A 15,620-nucleotide genomic window follows, 5' to 3' on the forward strand; every position below is an offset into this window, starting at 1 on the left:
TCAGGTCAGTACCCGGCGAAGGCGTCGGTGGTGAGCGACCGGGCCTTCTGCAGCGCGGGCGCGAGGTCGGCGATGAGCCGCGGCGGGCCGGAGATGAAGGCGTGCCGCGCCGAGAGGTCCCCCACCGCGCGCTCCAGGGTCTCCGCGTCCAGGCGGGCCCCCTGCGCCCAGGTCCAGTGCGCGGGGAGGTCGTCCGGCTCATCACGGGTGAACACGACGGTGCGCACACCCGTCGCGGCGAGCTCGTCGCGGAAGGCGAGCTCCTCCGCCGAGGACGCCACGTAGACGAGGACGACGTCGCGCCGCTCCCCCGTCGCCTGAAGCTGCCGGAGCTGCGACACGAACGGCGTCACACCGATGCCTGCCGCGACCATGAGCACCGGCTGCTCACCGCGCGGGAGGATGAAGTCGCCCCAGGTTCCGGTCACCGCGAACGTCGCACCGGGCTCGGCTGCCGCGAGAGCCCGCTTGTAGCTCGACGGGTGCTGCTGGTCGCCGTTCTTGTACGCGATGCGGAGGATCGGCAGGTCGGCCGGAGCGGACACGATGCTGAACTCGCGGCGGGTCCCCCGCGCGTCCGGCCGTCGGTGCGGCACGTCGAGCTCGAGATACTGCCCGGGGAGGAACCGCACGCGGCCCTTCGCCCGGAAGGTGAGCTCCTGGGCAGTCGGCGTCACGGAGGCGCGGCTCTCCAGGACGAGACGCACGGACCCGCGGAGCGCGAACGCGAAGGCCACGAGGTTCCCGATGAGCAGAGCGCGCTCCTGTCCGAGCGTGAACAGACCGGCCACCGAGATCGGCCACCCCGCGAGTACGCCCACCACGACGGCGACGACGAGCTGCTGCCGACGACGCGGCGGGAGCGTCAAGGGCTCCGACAGCATGAACGCGCCGAGGAAGAGGAACGGCGACTGGAGCACCGCGAACGACAGCGCCGTCACGACGTCGAAGGAGACGTCGAACTGCACGGCCTGCACCGCCTGCCGCACGATCGAGGTGGCGACGGCGACGACGAGGAAGAGCAGGACGACCCCGACCTTCTCCGTACGCCAGAGCACGGCGAGCCCGAGGAGGACGACGGGGATCACGAGAACCGGGGTGCCGACCCACCAGGAGGACGAGGTACCGAGCCAGCTGAACGCCCCGAACGCCCCCAGGATCGACACGACCGCGGCACCGAACGCCGCCGGGTTGAAGATGTGCCGCCCTCGCCAGGCGATGAGGTACTTGGACACGCTGGCCACCGCACCGGCGATCCCGAGGCCGAGCAGCGCCGACGGCTCGATGCCGGGACGCAGCACGAACAGGAGGATGAGGGCAGTGACGAGTGAGGACTCCACGCGCCAGGGCAGGCGGAGAAGGCGCTGCGCGACCGCGTCCACGGCCGAGATCACGACCGCGAGCACGAGGAAGGACGCCACCAGTTCCCCCGGCGTCGGAGACACGATCACCCCGAACAGGGACAGCACGAGGGCGATGATGGCCAGTGCCGTCAGCGCGAACAGCACGAGGCGGTACATCGACAGCGCGCCGAGGACGGCGGGGACGCGCTGGCGGGCGGCGGCGAAGGCGGTGGTCATGGGTTCCTGTCTCCCCGGGTTCCGGCAGCAGCGGCGGGTGCCGCGGTGAAGAGCTCGGCGTGGCAACCGGGCGAGCGCTGCACACGGCCGTCGGTGGTCATGCGCACCCACTCGACGCCCCAGCGGGCGGCCAGCTCCGGGCCGCCGTCGAAGAACAGCGCGGTGGCCACGGCATCCGCCGTCATCGCCTCCGGGGCGAGAGCCCACGTCGCGGCCCAGGTGCGGACGGGCCGTCCCGTCCGCGCATCGAGCACGTGGTGGAGGCCCTCGCCCCAGGCCCGTCGATTGACGGCCGAGGCGCACAGCGCGCCGTCGGTGATCTCGACCACGCCGATCGCCTTCCGCGCATCGAACGGGTGCTCGAGAGCGACGCGCACGCCGGCGCCGCGCACCCGGATGTCTCCGCCGGCATCCACGACCACGTCCCCGGGAACGTCGGCCAGCACCGCCATCACGCGATCGACGAGACGCCCCTTGCCGAGGGCGCCCACGTCGAGGAGGGCGGGCTCGTGCGCCTCGACCGTGTCCGCCGCCCAGGTCAGCCGGGATGTCCAGGAGGCGGGAGCGGGGCGGGGCTCCCCCGCCCGCAGCGAGTAGGCGGCGTCATAGCCCAGGGCCTCCAGGCTGTCGGCGACCAGGGGGTTCACCGCACCGGCCGTCGCGGCATCGAGCTCGCGATAGGCATCGAGCATCGGCCCCGCGTCCGGAGCGGTCAGCGAGCCGCCCGACCGGCCGAGACGCACCACGTCGGAGTCGTCGCGGAAGCGGGACCAGAGGCGATCGAAGCGCTCGATCTCGGCCGTCACGGACGCGCGGACGTCATCCGTGAGCGGGGCACCGGTCTCGATCTCCCACCCGGTGCCGATCGCCTCGAATCGCCACTCCCCCATGAGGACGCCTCGCGCCTAGGCGGCGGCCTGCTCCTTGATGGAGGCCACGGCGTCGTTGAAGCCGCCGCTCGTGAGCGACGACCCGGCGACGCGGCTGACGTTCAGCTCGTCGATCGGCTGCCCCACGACCTCGTCGGCGATCCCGTCGATGAACTCGCCCTGGTACCGCTCGGTCTCCGGAGCCTTCGGGTCGCCGGTCACCTCGACCTCCGTCACGACGCCGTCGGCGAGGGTGAGCGTGACGGTGATCTCCTCCACCGTCTCCGGGGTCTGGTACGAGCCGTCGGCGGTGTACGTGCCGTCGGTGTAGGTGCCGGAGGCGTCACCCCCGCTCGACGAGGACGAGGAGCTCGACCCCGCGGTCTCGTCGGTGCCGGTCGAGGTGTCTGCGGCGTCGCCGGTCGACGAGCATCCCGCGAGGACGAACAGCCCTGCGACCCCGAGGAGGGCAGTGCCGGTGCGGACAGAGGTCGGAACGGTCGTGCGGATCATGGGGTCCTCCGTGGTCGTCGTCGGTCGACTCTTCCGTCGATGACTCGACCGTAAGCAGCCCGGCTATGCACGGGCTGTGCCGTCCCGATGAGTTACGCGTCTCCGCCGAACATGCTCGTGACGGAGCCGTCTTCGAAGACCTCATGGATCGCCCGCGCGAGCAGCGGCGCGATCGGCAGCACCGTGAGGTTCTCCCAACGACGCGACGCGGAGAGCGGGATGGTGTCCGTGACGACGACCTCGTCGATCGCCGCATCCTGCAGCCGCTCGGAGGCCGGGTCGCTGAAGATCGCGTGGGTCGCCGCGACGATCACGCGGTGCGCGCCGTTCGCCTTGAGCGCCTGCGCCGCCTTGACGATCGTGCCGCCGGTGTCGATCATGTCGTCGACGAGGAGACAGGTGCGTCCCTCCACGGTGCCGACGATCTCGTGCACCGAGACCTGGTTGGCGACCTTCGGGTCGCGGCGCTTGTGGATGATCGCGAGCGGCGCGCCGAGGCTGTCCGACCAGGTGTCGGCGACGCGAACGCGCCCCATGTCCGGGGAGACGACCGTGAGGATCTCGCGGTCCTCCGGCGTGAGCGTGCGCTCGAAGTGGTCCAGGAGCACCGGCTTGGCGAACAGGTGGTCGACGGGGCCGTCGAAGAAGCCCTGGATCTGGGCGGCGTGCAGGTCGACGCTCATCACGCGGTCGGCGCCTGCCGTCTTCAGCAGATCAGCGACGAGGCGGGCGCTGATGGGCTCACGGCCACGGCCCTTCTTGTCCTGACGCGAATACGGATAGTACGGCGCGACGACGGTGATGCGCTTGGCCGAGGCGCGCTTGGCGGCGTCGATCATGATGAGCGTCTCCATGAGCCACTCGTTGACCGGCTCCCCGAAGGTCTGCACGAGGAAGAGGTCGCAGCCGCGGATCGAGACCTCGAAGCGCGCGTAGATCTCGCCGGAGGCGAAGGTACGGTGCTCGACCGGAGCGATCTCGGTGCCGAGCGAAGCGGCGACGGCCGCCGTCAGCTCGGGATGCGATCGACCACCAGCGATGACCAGACGCTTCTTCGTCTTGGCGACGAGGCCGGGGGCCACGCCGTTGTCGCGATCCAGGTCGACCGTCTTCTTCTTCCGGGCCATGCTCCGCCTATTCCGCCGAATTCTCCCGGGCCGCGGCATCCGCCGCGCCCGTCCCTGCTCTGTTCTTCTCGACCCACCCCTCGATGTTGCGCTGGGGGGCCACGCTCATGGCCAGGGCACCGGCCGGGACGTCCTTGCGGACGACGGCGCCGGCGCCGGTCTTCGCACCAGGACCAAGCCTAACGGGCGCGACCAGCACCGTGTGCGAGCCGGTGTGCACCTCGTCGCCGATCTCCGTGCGGTGCTTGTTGACGTCGTCGTAGTTCGCCGTGATGGTGCTCGCGCCGAGGTTGACGCCACGGCCGATCGTCGCATCGCCCACGTACGACAGGTGCGGCACCTTGCTCCCCTCGCCGATCTCGGCGTTCTTCGTCTCGACATAGGCGCCGATCTTGCCCTTCGGGCCGAGCACGGTGCCGGCGCGGAGGTAGGAGAACGGGCCCACGGTCGCCTCGGCGCCGATCACGGCCAGAGTGGCGTCGGTGCGACGGACGACCGCATCCTCTCCCACTTCGCAGTCGACGAGAGTCGTGTCCGGTCCGATCGTCGCGCCCGCGGCGATCGTCGTCGCGCGCAGGATCTGCGTGTTCGGCAGGATCGTGACGTCGGGCGCGAGCGTGGCGTCGTCGTCGATCCACGTCGTGGCCGGGTCGACGATGGTGACGCCCTCGAGCTGCCAGCGACGGACGATGCGGGCGTTCAGACGACGGCCGACCTCGGCGAGCTGGGCGCGGTCGTTGACCCCGAACGTGACCTCGACGTCCGACACGATCGACGCCGCGACCCGGTCGCCGTCCCGGCGCACGAGGCCGGGCACGTCGGTCAGGTACATCTCCCCCTGGGCGTTGTCCACGCCGATCCGGGGCAGGTAGGTGCGCAGTGTGGCAGCGCGGAAGACGTACATCCCGGCGTTGATCTCGCTGACCGCCGCCTCCTCCGCCGTCGCGTCCTTCTGCTCGACGATGCGGTCCACGGTGCCGTCGGCATCGCGGATGACCCGCCCGTAGCCGGTGGGGTCGTCGACGAGGGCGGTCATGAGGGTCGCCGGCGCTCCGGAGGCGCGGTGCTCGGCGAGGAACGTCGAGAGCGTCTCGGCATCGGCCAGCGGGCAGTCGCCGGAGAGCACGAGCACGTCGCCGTCGAAGTCTGCGGGGAGCGCGTCGACGGCGACCTGGACGGCGCGGCCCGTGCCCGGAACCTCGTCCTGGTCGATGAAGACGGCGTCCGGGTAGTCCTCACGCAGCGCGGAGACGACCTGATCGCGCTCGTGCCGCACGACGACCTCGATGTGCGACGGGTGCAGCCGAGTCGCCGTCGTCAGCACGTGTCCGACCAGAGGCCGCCCGCTGATCCGGTGCAGCACCTTCGGCAGGCGCGACTTCATGCGCGTGCCTTGGCCCGCGGCGAGGACGACGACGGCGAGGTTGTTCTCAGTCATGCTCCGCCGCCAGGACTCGAACCTAGACCTCACAGCTCCAAAGGCTGTCGTGCTGCCATTACACCACGGCGGACCGCGCTGCCCCCGGGGCACCGCCCGATAAGTCTGCCACGTCCTCGCCCGTCTTCCTGTGCGTGAGGCGCACGCCGAGTGGGCTCGTCATCCGCTCGAAACACGGCTCTGCGATGCTGGGACGATGAGCCTCGTGATCGACCGTGTCACCGTCGCCACCCCCGAGATCGCGGCCTTCATCGCCGCACACCACGCGGAGATGGACGGCACTGCTCCGCCCGAGAGCCAGCATGCGCTTCCGCTCGACCGGCTGCTGACTCCACGCGTCCGGTTTTTCACGGGACGGGTCGACGGACGGATCGCCGCGACGGGCGCCCTCGCGGTCGTCGAGGACGGACATGAGGAGCTGAAGTCGATGCGCACCGATCCCGCCTTCCGCGGACGCGGGTTCGGGCGCACGATGCTCGGTCATCTGCTCGACGACGCCGGCGCGCGCGGCATCGGTCGCGTATCGCTCGAAACCGGCCGGGACCCCTTCTTCGATCCGGCCCGGGCGATGTACGCCGCCGCCGGCTTCCGGGAGGGTCCGCCGTTCGGCTCCTACCTCCCCGACCCGCACAGCGCGTTCCTCACGATGCTGCTCCCCGCGTCCTCCGCGGTCACGACGCCGCCGGGAGCGATAATGAACGGATGAGCGAGGCGGATGAGGTCGATCGGATCGTCGGCGCGTGGAACACGCAGCGGCCCGACCTCGACTTCTCCCCGCTCGAGGTGCTGTCCCGCATGGACCGCCTCTCCCGGCACCTCGACCGCGCGCGCCGCGAGGTGTTCCGCAGGAGCGACCTCGAGCCCTGGGAGTGGGACGTGCTGTCGGCGCTGCGCCGGGCGGGGTCGCCGTTCCAGCTCTCGCCCAAGCAGCTCCTGCAGCAGACGCTCGTGTCGAGCGGCACCATGACCAACCGCATCGACCGTCTCGTCGGCCGTCGCTTCGTGCGCCGTGAGGCCGACCCGGCAGATGGCCGCAGCGTGCTCGTGACCCTGACCGACGACGGCCGGGTCCGGGTGGACGCCGCGATCACCCGGCTCGTCGACGCCGAGGCCGACCTCCTGCGCGCCCTCTCCCGCGCCGACCGCGACCGGCTGGCCGCCCTGCTACGGAAACTGAGCCTCAGCTTCGACACCTGACCCGGGCTCGGTCCTCTTCGGTACGGTCCGTCCTGTTCAGGCAGGTCAGGGGCCGAGGAGGAGACGCCGGTTCTTGGCGGGGACGGTGTCCGGGAGCGTGCCGACGACCTCAGCGATCGACACCGCCTCCAGAGAAGCCCGCCAGGCCTCGTGGGCACGGCGCATCACGACGGCGAGTCCGCACGGCGCGGTGCAGTCCTCCGGACGGGCGGCACCTCTTCCCTGCTGACGGAGTTCGCGGCAGATGTAAGGGTCGGCGGCGCCGTCGACCGCAGTGACGAGATCGAGGATGGTGATGCTCTCGGGCTCCCTGGCCAGGCGGAAGCCGCCGCGGGGCCCCGTGCTCCCGGTGAGGATGCCGGCGCGGACGAGCTTCGCGAGCTGCTTCGAGAGGTACGGCCCCGGCACGCCGAAGTGCTCGGCGAGCTGCGCACCCGACACCGTCGACCCGGCGGGGAGCTGGGCGATCACCGCGACGGTGTGCAGCACCCATTCGGAGGTCTCGGGAAGTTTCACTTGCCCATCGTACCGGGACCGCCCTATTGTAGACACACAATATCCATGATTGAAGGAGCGGGCATGCGCATCGCGGTCGCAGGAGGAACGGGACGGATCGGGCGGCTGGTCGTCGAGGAGGCCCGGCGTCGGGGGCACGATCCGCTGTCGCTCAGCCGCAGCGAGGGCGTCGATCTGACCACGGGCGAAGGTCTCCCCGCCCTGCTGCGCGGAGTGGATGCGGTCGTCGATGCGACGAATCCCCCGGCATCCGACGTCGCCGAGGCCGAGCGGGTGTTCACCACACTCAGCCGCACGCTGCTCACCGCCGAGGGCGAAGCCGGGGTCGGCCACCACGTGGCCCTCTCGATCGCGGCGCTCGATCGGGTGCGCGGCAATCCGCACTACGCAGGCAAACGCGCCCAGGAGCGTGAGGTCACGCGCGGCGCGGTGCCTTTCACCATCGTGCGGGCGACGCAGTTCCACGACTTCCCCGCGATGATCGCCGAGTGGAGCATCGAGGACGGTGAAGGCATCGTGCCCCCGCTGCTGCTGCAGCCCATCGCGCCCGCGGACGTGGCCGTCGCCCTCGTCGACGCGGCGGAGTCGCCGGCGCTCGGCGGCTCGTTCGACATCGCCGGACCCCGCACGGAGGACGCCGTCGACATGGCGCGCCGCACTCTCGCGGCGTGGGGCCGCGACCTTCCGCTGCGCGCCGCGTGGAAGGGTGCCGCGCTCGGCGTCGAGTTCGCGGGCGAGGTCCTGCTTCCCGGGGGCGACGCCCGAACGGCGGCGACGACCTTCGACGACTGGCTCGCCGCCGGAACCCGCTGACACCCCGACCAGTTCCGGGGCGCGGGGCCCCGGGGACGCCTGGCCGGTCGCCTAGGCTGGGAGCACCCGGTCGCAGCCCCGCGACCCCTGCTCCGAAGGCCGAGACATGGGCATGCCCTCCCCGCTTCCCGTGCGCGACGGGGTCGGCGCGACCCGGCTGCACGTGCCGATGACGGGTGAGTGGCCCACCGTCGCCGCCTACATGGTCGAGCGATTCTTCCACCTCGATCCGGAGCGGCTGCTCGTGCGCTTCGACCGTGGGGAGATCGTCGCGCGCGACGGCCGGCCGCTCTCCCGGGACACGCCTCTCGGCGCCGAGGAGTTCGTCTGGTACTACCGGGAGCCTCCGGTCGAGAAGGAGATCCCGTTCACCGAAGAGATCCTGCACCAGGACGAGCATCTGGTGGTGGTGGACAAGCCGCACTTCCTCCCCACCACGCCGGGCGGCAAGTACCTGCAGAACTCCGCCCTCGTCCGGCTGCGCAATCGCCTCGGCAACCCGGATCTCACGCCCATCCACCGCCTCGACCGGGCCACGGCGGGGCTGCTGATGTTCTCCGCCCGTCCGGCCACGCGCGGCGCCTACCAGCTGCTGTTCGAGGACCGCCGTGTGGAGAAGGTGTACGAGGCGGTCTCGGCACGCCCGGCGGACTGGGATCCGTCGCGGTTCCCCCTCGTCTACCGCAACCGGATCGAGAAGCTCCGCGGCCAGGTGTGCGTGCAGGTGGATGAGGACGGCGAGCCGAACTCCGAGACGCTCATCGAGGTCATCGCCGCCGACGATCGCGTCGTGCACACGCTTCTCCGTCCGCACAGCGGGAAGATGCACCAGCTCCGTGTGCACCTCGCCGCCCTCGGGCTCGGTATCCTCCACGACGGCTTCTACCCCGTGCTGCAGCCGGAGCGTCCGGACGACTTCACCCGCCCGCTCCAGCTCCTCGCACGCGAGCTCCGGTTCACCGATCCGCTGAGCGGGCAGGAGCGCACGTTCACCACGCGCCGGAGCCTGCAGGAGGCCCCGGCACGCTGATCGACCTCAGCGCCGCATGACCTTCCGCGCGAGCCGGGTGCCGAGAAGCTGCACGAGGTGCACGAACACCACGATGAGGATGATCGCCGCCCACATCACGAGCGGCTCGAACTGCCGGAAGCCGTAGATCTGCGCGAAGGCCCCGAGCCCGCCGCCGCCGATGAGTCCGGCCATCGCGGTCATGTCGATGAGCGCGACGACGATGAAGGTGTAACCGAGGATGAGCGGGCCGAGCGACTCGGGGATCGCGACGGTGAAGAGGATCCGCCACGGCCCGGCCCCCATCGCCCGCGCCGCCTCGATCACGCCCGGCGATACGGAGACGAGATGCTGCTCGACGATACGGCCGATCGCGAACGCCGCCGCGAGACCGATGATGAACGCTCCGGCGGTGGTGCCGATGCCGCTGCCGACGACCAGGCGCGCGAACGGCTGCGCCACCGCCATGAAGATGACGAACGGGATCGGTCGGAAGAAGTTCACCACGAAGTTGATGAGCCCGGAGACGACGCGGTTCGGCATCAGTCCGCCGGGGCGCGTCACGTACAGCAGGACGCCCACGGCAAGGCCGAGGATCCCGCCGAGCACGAGCGCGAACGACGTCATGTACAGGGTCTCGAGCGCGGCCTGCCAGAACTCCGGCCACAGTTCGTTCAGACGGTCCATCAGCGTCCCTCCTCTCCGGCGATGACGGTGACTTCGACCCGCTCCGCGATACGCGCCAGTGCCGTGTCGATCGCCGCGCGGTCACCCCGGATGGCGAGCGTGAGGTGGCCGAACGCACGACCCCGGATGTCGTTGATCCCGCCGTAGACGAGCTCGAAGTCGAGACCCGCCGAAGCGAGGTCGAGGAACACCTGAGCCTGCGACGAGTCGCCGTCGCGGAACGACAGGGTCACCAGGCGTCCGGTGTGCCGGTCCCGCAGCACCGCGAGTTCCGACGGCGAGGGCACCCCCTTCACCACCGTGCCGACGAACCGCTGGGACGCCGGATTCCGCGGGGCGGAGAAGACATCGAAGACGTCGCCCTGCTCGATGACCCGTCCGTTCTCCATGACGGCGACGCGGGTGGCGATGGTCTGGATCACATCCATCTCGTGGGTGATGACGACGATCGTGACGCCCTGCTCCTCGTTGACGCGCTTGAGCAGGTCGAGGACCTCGTGCGTGGTCTGCGGATCGAGCGCGCTCGTCGCTTCGTCAGCGAGGAGGATGGCGGGCTTGGTGGCGAGCGCGCGGGCGATCCCGACGCGCTGCTTCTGTCCACCGGAGAGCTGCTCGGGGTACGCCTTCGCCTTGTCGGAGAGCCCCACGAACGACAGCAGCTCGGCGACGCGCTCCTCGATATCCGGCTTCGACCAGCCGGCGAGCTTGAGCGGATACGCGATGTTGGCCTTGACGCTGCGCGACGAGAACAGGTTGAACTGCTGGAAGATCATCCCGATGCCGCCGCGCACGGCGCGCAGCTCGCTCTCCTTGAGCGCCGTGATGTCGACGCCGTCGACCGTGATGGTGCCGCGGGTGGCCGGCTCGAGCGCGTTGATGAGACGGACGAGCGTCGACTTCCCCGCACCGGAGTATCCGATGATGCCGAAGACGTCGCCCTTGTCGATGGAGAGGGTGACGTCGTCGACGGCGACGATCTCGCGATCGCCCTGGCTGCGGGAGGGGTATGTCTTGGAGACGTTCGTCAGGGTGACGATCGGCATGTGGTGCTCCGGTCTGGTTCTCGGGAAACGGAGAATCGGGCAGCGCACGAAGCGCCACCCGATTCTCCCTCATCGAACAGGGGGCGGATCACACCCCGGCGTCCGGTTACTTCTCTTCGGCGTCCTTCTGAACCTTCTCCAGCGAGGCCACGAGGTCCTCGACCGGAGTACGCAGCGCCACCGCGGTGTCGCCGGAGGACTCGAGCAGCCCCGCCTGCACATCCTCGTTCGTCTGGAAGATCTCCACGAGCTTCTGGTACGTCTCGTTGTCCGCGTCCTCCGCACGCGCGGCGAAGATGTTGACGTACGGGAGGGCGTTCGGGTCCTCCGGGTCGTCCTGCGCGATCGCGTCGTCGAACGTCAGTCCGGCGTCCTCGACGAAGTCGTTGTTGATGATCGCGGCGGCGACATCCGGGAGCGAGGTCGGGATGAGCGCACCCTCGAGGGCCGTCACCTTCACCTTCGACTTGTCCGCGTCGATGTCGGCGAGGTCGGAGTACGGCGTGCCGCCGCTCTTGAGCTCGATCAGACCCGCCTGCTGCAGGACGTTGAGCGCCCGTGCCTGGTTCGACGCGTCGTCGGGAACCGCGACCGTGTCGCCCTTCTTGATGTCGTCGACGTCGTCGTACTTCGTCGAGTACAAGCCGAGCGGGTAGATGGCGGTCGAGCCGATGGGCGTGAGATCGGAGCCCGAGGCGTTGTTGTACTCCGCGAGGTACACGATGTGCTGGAACTGGTTGAGGTCGATCTCCCCCTCGGTCAGCGCCGGGTTCGGCTGCTCGTAGGACCCGAAGTCGACGAGCTCGACCGTGATGCCCTCGTCGGCGGCGGCCTCGACGAAGGGCGCCCACTGCGCGTCGCCCTTCCCGACGACACCGATCTTGACGGTCTCGTTCTCGGAGCCGCCGTCGCCGGAGCCCGCGTCGGACGAGGTGGCGCACCCGGCGAGGGCGACGAACAGCGGGACCACGGCGAGCGCGGCGAGGGCGGAGGTGGTGCGGCGGGACATGATGAGGGGTTCCTTCCTGGCGGGACTCGACAACGTTAGGCAGGAGGGCGCGCTGTCGCGGAATCGGTATGTCACACGGCGTCACAGCCGTGCGGGATCGGGTCAGTCGAACTCTTCGATGCCCTGCAGACGCACCTGCTCCAGGTCGAGACGGGCGGAGATCCGGCGGACCACCATGTCGTCCACGGTGCCGGCGCCGCGGAGCCCGAGCAGGACCTCGCGCTTGCGGTCGAGCAGCGCGAGCTTGAGCCGGGTGTGTTCCTCGTGCCGCACGAGCGGCGAGCGCTGGGCGAGGTCGACGTCGGCGGAGGTCGCGATCATCTGCAGTGTCGTGCCGTCCGTGGTCTCGGGGTCGGGGGCGGTCCCGGCCGAGACCGCGACGTCGCCTGCTTCCTCCTCCGCCGGGCGCGCCTCTCCCCCGGTGCCGTAGGGATCGGGCTGGCCGAGCATCTCGTCCAGCGCGTCGGCCTCGGCATCGATGAGCGCCTGCTCGCGCGCGAGTGTTCGGGCGTTCGCGAACTCCAGCGCCTGGTACCCCTCAGCACGCACCCGGTCGCGCACCTCCTGGCCGATGCCGTGCTCCGCGGCGAGGTCGTCGAGCGCGGCGAGGGCTGCTCCGGAGATCGCCCGCTCGGCGAGCTCGTACTCCTCGTCCTCTGCATGGTCGACCGGGAATCGCGCCCACCGCACGAGCGCGGGAAGCAGCGGCGCCTGCACGAGGAGGCTGAGCAGGATCACCCCGGCTGTCACGAAGACGATCTCGTCACGCCCGCCCACCATGCTCCCTTCGGGGACACCGGTCGGCACCGACAGCGCGATCGCCAGCGACACCGCGCCGCGCATGCCGGCGACCGTGGACACGAGCCGGGCACGGGAGCGGGCTCCGCGGGGCGGTCGTTCGGACGGCCGCCGCTGGAACAGGGCGTTGAGGAGCTGGAACACGTACCGGACGGCGAACAGCGTCACCCACACGGCGAGCGTCACGAGCACCAGACGGCCGATGGCGGCGGCGGAGATCTCGTGCGCGACGAACTGCACCTCGAGGCCGATGAGGACGAACAGCGCCCCGTTGAGGAGGAAGACGCCGAACGGCCACGCGGCGTCGGCCTGCCGTCGCGAAGCCGCGGTCGTCACGCGCGGCGACACCCAGGCGACGATGAGTCCGGCGACGACCACGGCGAGCACCCCGGACGCGTGGACGAGCTCGGCGAGCAGGAACGCGGAGAACGGCACGAGCAGCAGCGTGACGTTGATGACGATGGTGGACGAGATGCGGCGCAGCAGCAGCGTGGCCAGGGCCGCGACCGCGATCCCCGCGGCGATTCCACCCACGTACGACACCAGCACGTCCCAGGTGACCGAGAGCGGCGTGACCTGGCCGCCCAGCGCGAGGGACACGGCGATGGCGTAGAGCACGAGCGCGGTGCCGTCGTTGGTCAGGCTCTCGGCCTTGAGCTTCATGAACATCCGACGCGGCAGCAGCCGGCCGAGCGCGGCGACGGCCGTGGCGTCGGGCGGCGCGACCGCGGCCCCGAGGATGAGGGCGATCTCCCAGGGCATGCCGAACAGCACGCCGATGCCGGCCACCGCGAACGCCGAGGCGACGACGAGGAGGGTGCTCATCGGCACGATGTAGCGGAAGTCGCGGCGGATCGACCGCAGCGATGTCGTGAGGCTCTCCCAGAACAGCATCACCGGCAGGAACAGCAGCAGCACGGTCTCCGGCGGCAGCTGGACCTCACGCAGCGGCGGGATGAATCCCAGCGCCAGACCGAGGATGACGAGGACGAGCGGCAGCGCGAGACGCACGCGCGGGGCGATCAGGGTTCCGACGAGGATCGTGAGTCCGAGCAGGACGGTTACTTCGAGGCCTTCCATCGCTACTCCCAACAGTCGTGGGAGAAGGATATTCCTCCGTCAGCCGATCTGCTCCGTGAGTTCGAACCAGCGCAGCTCCAGCTCTTCGATCTCGGCCTCCTGCGCGGTGATCGCCTTCATCCGCTCGCCGAGGCCCGCGTAGTCGGACTGGTCATGGTCGGCGAGGGCGTGCTTGGCCGCGTCGACCTGCTGCGTGAGCTTCTGGATGCGACGCTCGAGGGCGGCCGCTTCCTTCTGCGCCGCCCGGAGAGCCGCGCCGTCGAGACCGCTCGCTGCGGGGGCCGACGCCGCCGTCGAGGTCGCCGGGGCGCTCTCGACGCGCTGCCGCAGGCGCAGGTACTCGTCGACGCCGCCCGGGAGATGCCGCAGGCGCCCCGCGCCGTCCGGACCGGGAAGGATCGCGTACTGCTGATCCGTCACCCGCTCCAGGAAGTACCGGTCGTGGCTCACGACGAGGAGCGTGCCCGACCAGGAGTCGAGGAGGTCCTCGATCGCGGCGAGCATGTCGGTGTCCATGTCGTTCGTGGGCTCGTCGAGGATGAGCACGTTCGGCTGGTCGAGCAGCACCAGCAGCAGCTGCAACCGACGCTGCTGGCCACCGGAGAGATCCTTCACCGGCGTCGAGAGCTGGGCGGAGGAGAACCCGAGTCGCTCCAGGAGCTGTCCTGGCGTGAGGTCCTGCGCCTTCGACCCGGCGCCGAGCGTGTACGAGGTGCGCAGACCCGAGATGACCACGCGCACGGGGTCGTTCCAGTGCGGCAGGAGTTCGTCGAGGCGCTGCGTGAGCGTACGGACCTGCACGGTCTTCCCCCGCTTGATCCGCCCCTCGGTGGGCTCGACCGTGCCGGAGATGAGCCCCAGGAGTGTGGACTTCCCGGCACCGTTCACGCCGAGGATGCCCGTGCGCTCGCCCGGGGCGATCCGCCACTCCACGTCCTTGAGCACGGTCTTCCCGCCGGCCCCCGAACCCGCCTGGGTCCCCGAGCCTGTCGAAGGGTGGGTCCCTGAGCCTGTCGAAGGGTACGTCACCCCCACATCGAGCAGGTCAACGACGTCCTTGCCCAGCCGCGAGACGGCGAGCGACTGCAGCGAGACCTTGTCACGGATCTCGGGCACGTCGGCGATGAGCTCGTTGGCCGCATCGATGCGGAACTTGGGCTTGCTGGTGCGGGCCGGGGCACCGCGACGCAGCCAGGCGAGCTCCTTACGGGCGAGATTCTGCCGCTTCGCCTCGGTCGCCGCCGCCATGCGGTCGCGCTCGACCCGCTGCAGGATGTACGCCGCATAGCCGCCCTCGAAGGGCTCGACGATGCGATCGTGCACCTCCCACGTCTCGGTACAGATCTCGTCGAGGAACCACCGGTCGTGGGTCACGACGAGGAGGGCTCCGGCGTTCGCGGGCCAGCGCTTCTTGAGGTGACCGGCGAGCCAGGTGATCGCCTCGACGTCGAGGTGGTTCGTCGGCTCGTCGAGAGCGATGACGTCCCAGTCTCCGGTGAGCAGCTTCGCGAGCGACACGCGGCGGCGCTGACCGCCGGAGAGGGAGCCGATCTGCGCGTCCCAAGGAAGGTCGGTCAGCAGCCCCTCGATCACGTCGCGGACGCGGGCGTCTCCGGCCCATTCGTGCTCGGCCATGTCGCCGACGACGGCGGCGCCGATCGTGATGTCGTCGGGGAGGGTGTCGGCCTGGTCCAGCACGCCGATGCGGGTGCCGCCGCGGACGGTCACCCGGCCGGAGTCCGGCTCCTTCGTGCCGGCGAGCATGCCGAGAAGGCTCGACTTGCCGTCGCCGTTCCGGCCGACGATGCCGATGCGGTCGCCCTCCTCGATGCCGAGGGTCACGGCGTCGAAGACGACGCGGGTCGGGTATTCGAGGTGCAGGGCTTCGGCCCCGAGAAGATGTGCCATGTCCTCTCCAGGGTAGTCGCGCCGCGTCGGACG

The 15,620-nt window shown here is 70.3% G+C and carries 15 protein-coding genes and 1 tRNA gene; 4 read left to right on the forward strand and 12 right to left on the reverse strand.

Annotated elements, in window-relative coordinates:
- Window positions 1-5 precede the first annotated feature (5 nt).
- The 6 genes from KVS71_RS06270 to KVS71_RS06295 all read right to left on the reverse strand — a co-directional run bounded on the left by KVS71_RS06270 (window position 6) and on the right by KVS71_RS06295 (window position 5,600).
- Window positions 6-1,580, reverse strand: a complete 1,575-nt coding sequence (locus KVS71_RS06270) for a flavodoxin reductase (RefSeq protein WP_217584141.1) — start codon at window positions 1,578-1,580, stop codon at window positions 6-8.
- Entirely contained in the window at window positions 1,577-2,470 is an 894-nt protein-coding gene (locus KVS71_RS06275) for an FAD:protein FMN transferase (RefSeq protein WP_217584142.1), read from the reverse strand. The genes KVS71_RS06270 and KVS71_RS06275 overlap by 4 nt, the downstream gene beginning before the upstream one ends.
- Window positions 2,471-2,485: 15 nt before the next feature.
- On the reverse strand, window positions 2,486-2,962 hold the full coding sequence (locus tag KVS71_RS06280; protein WP_217584143.1) for an FMN-binding protein: 477 nt from the start codon (window positions 2,960-2,962) through the stop codon (window positions 2,486-2,488).
- 92 nt (window positions 2,963-3,054) lie between these two features.
- Window positions 3,055-4,089, reverse strand: a complete 1,035-nt coding sequence (locus KVS71_RS06285) for a ribose-phosphate diphosphokinase (protein WP_025105636.1) — start codon at window positions 4,087-4,089, stop codon at window positions 3,055-3,057.
- A gap of 7 nt (window positions 4,090-4,096) precedes the next feature.
- Window positions 4,097-5,527 (reverse strand): bifunctional UDP-N-acetylglucosamine diphosphorylase/glucosamine-1-phosphate N-acetyltransferase GlmU, encoded by a 1,431-nt coding sequence (glmU, locus tag KVS71_RS06290; RefSeq protein WP_105950193.1) that lies wholly within the window; start codon window positions 5,525-5,527, stop codon window positions 4,097-4,099.
- Between the two features lies 1 nt (window position 5,528).
- Window positions 5,529-5,600 (reverse strand) — tRNA-Gln (locus tag KVS71_RS06295).
- Between the two features lie 123 nt (window positions 5,601-5,723).
- On the opposite strand from KVS71_RS06295, the gene KVS71_RS06300 reads away from it, so the two are divergent.
- Both KVS71_RS06300 and KVS71_RS06305 read left to right on the forward strand, forming a co-directional pair.
- Window positions 5,724-6,233, forward strand: a complete 510-nt coding sequence (locus tag KVS71_RS06300) for a GNAT family N-acetyltransferase (RefSeq protein ID WP_217584144.1) — start codon at window positions 5,724-5,726, stop codon at window positions 6,231-6,233.
- A complete protein-coding gene (locus KVS71_RS06305) occupies window positions 6,230-6,724 on the forward strand; it encodes a MarR family winged helix-turn-helix transcriptional regulator (protein WP_025105633.1) in 495 nt (164 codons plus the stop codon). Before KVS71_RS06300 ends, KVS71_RS06305 begins: the two co-directional genes overlap by 4 nt.
- A 45-nt stretch (window positions 6,725-6,769) precedes the next feature.
- Here the strand turns inward: KVS71_RS06305 and KVS71_RS06310 are convergent, their stop codons facing one another.
- Window positions 6,770-7,240 (reverse strand): Rrf2 family transcriptional regulator, encoded by a 471-nt coding sequence (locus KVS71_RS06310; RefSeq protein WP_085606068.1) that lies wholly within the window; start codon window positions 7,238-7,240, stop codon window positions 6,770-6,772.
- A gap of 63 nt (window positions 7,241-7,303) precedes the next feature.
- Here KVS71_RS06310 and KVS71_RS06315 point away from each other — a divergent pair, with 63 nt between their 5' ends.
- Together KVS71_RS06315 and KVS71_RS06320 are read left to right on the forward strand one after the other, a co-directional pair.
- Complete coding sequence (locus KVS71_RS06315) at window positions 7,304-8,053, forward strand: NAD(P)H-binding protein (RefSeq protein WP_217584145.1); 750 nt, start codon at window positions 7,304-7,306, stop codon at window positions 8,051-8,053.
- A 106-nt stretch (window positions 8,054-8,159) separates the two neighbouring features.
- Window positions 8,160-9,083, forward strand: a complete 924-nt coding sequence (locus tag KVS71_RS06320; RefSeq protein ID WP_254635520.1) for a pseudouridine synthase — start codon at window positions 8,160-8,162, stop codon at window positions 9,081-9,083.
- 6 nt (window positions 9,084-9,089) lie between these two features.
- Here the strand turns inward: KVS71_RS06320 and KVS71_RS06325 are convergent, their stop codons facing one another.
- The 5 genes from KVS71_RS06325 to KVS71_RS06345 all read right to left on the reverse strand — a co-directional run bounded on the left by KVS71_RS06325 (window position 9,090) and on the right by KVS71_RS06345 (window position 15,587).
- Window positions 9,090-9,749, reverse strand: coding sequence for a methionine ABC transporter permease (locus tag KVS71_RS06325; protein WP_025105629.1), 660 nt, complete (start codon window positions 9,747-9,749; stop codon window positions 9,090-9,092).
- Window positions 9,749-10,792, reverse strand: a complete 1,044-nt coding sequence (locus KVS71_RS06330; RefSeq protein ID WP_105950198.1) for a methionine ABC transporter ATP-binding protein — start codon at window positions 10,790-10,792, stop codon at window positions 9,749-9,751. Before KVS71_RS06330 ends, KVS71_RS06325 begins: the two co-directional genes overlap by 1 nt.
- Window positions 10,793-10,898: 106 nt before the next feature.
- Window positions 10,899-11,801: a MetQ/NlpA family ABC transporter substrate-binding protein gene (locus KVS71_RS06335; protein WP_217584146.1), complete on the reverse strand. Its 903-nt coding sequence runs from the start codon at window positions 11,799-11,801 to the stop codon at window positions 10,899-10,901.
- 102 nt (window positions 11,802-11,903) lie between these two features.
- A complete protein-coding gene (locus KVS71_RS06340; protein ID WP_217584147.1) occupies window positions 11,904-13,679 on the reverse strand; it encodes a Na+/H+ antiporter in 1,776 nt (591 codons plus the stop codon).
- Window positions 13,680-13,718: 39 nt separating this feature from the next.
- The gene (locus KVS71_RS06345; RefSeq protein WP_217584148.1) at window positions 13,719-15,587 is read right to left on the reverse strand and encodes an ABC-F family ATP-binding cassette domain-containing protein; all 1,869 of its coding nucleotides are present in this window, start codon (window positions 15,585-15,587) and stop codon (window positions 13,719-13,721) included.
- Window positions 15,588-15,620: the final 33 nt, after the last annotated feature.

It is taken from the genome of Microbacterium sp. GbtcB4 (assembly GCF_019091465.1).
Classification (GTDB): Bacteria; Actinomycetota; Actinomycetes; order Actinomycetales; family Microbacteriaceae; genus Microbacterium; species Microbacterium paraoxydans.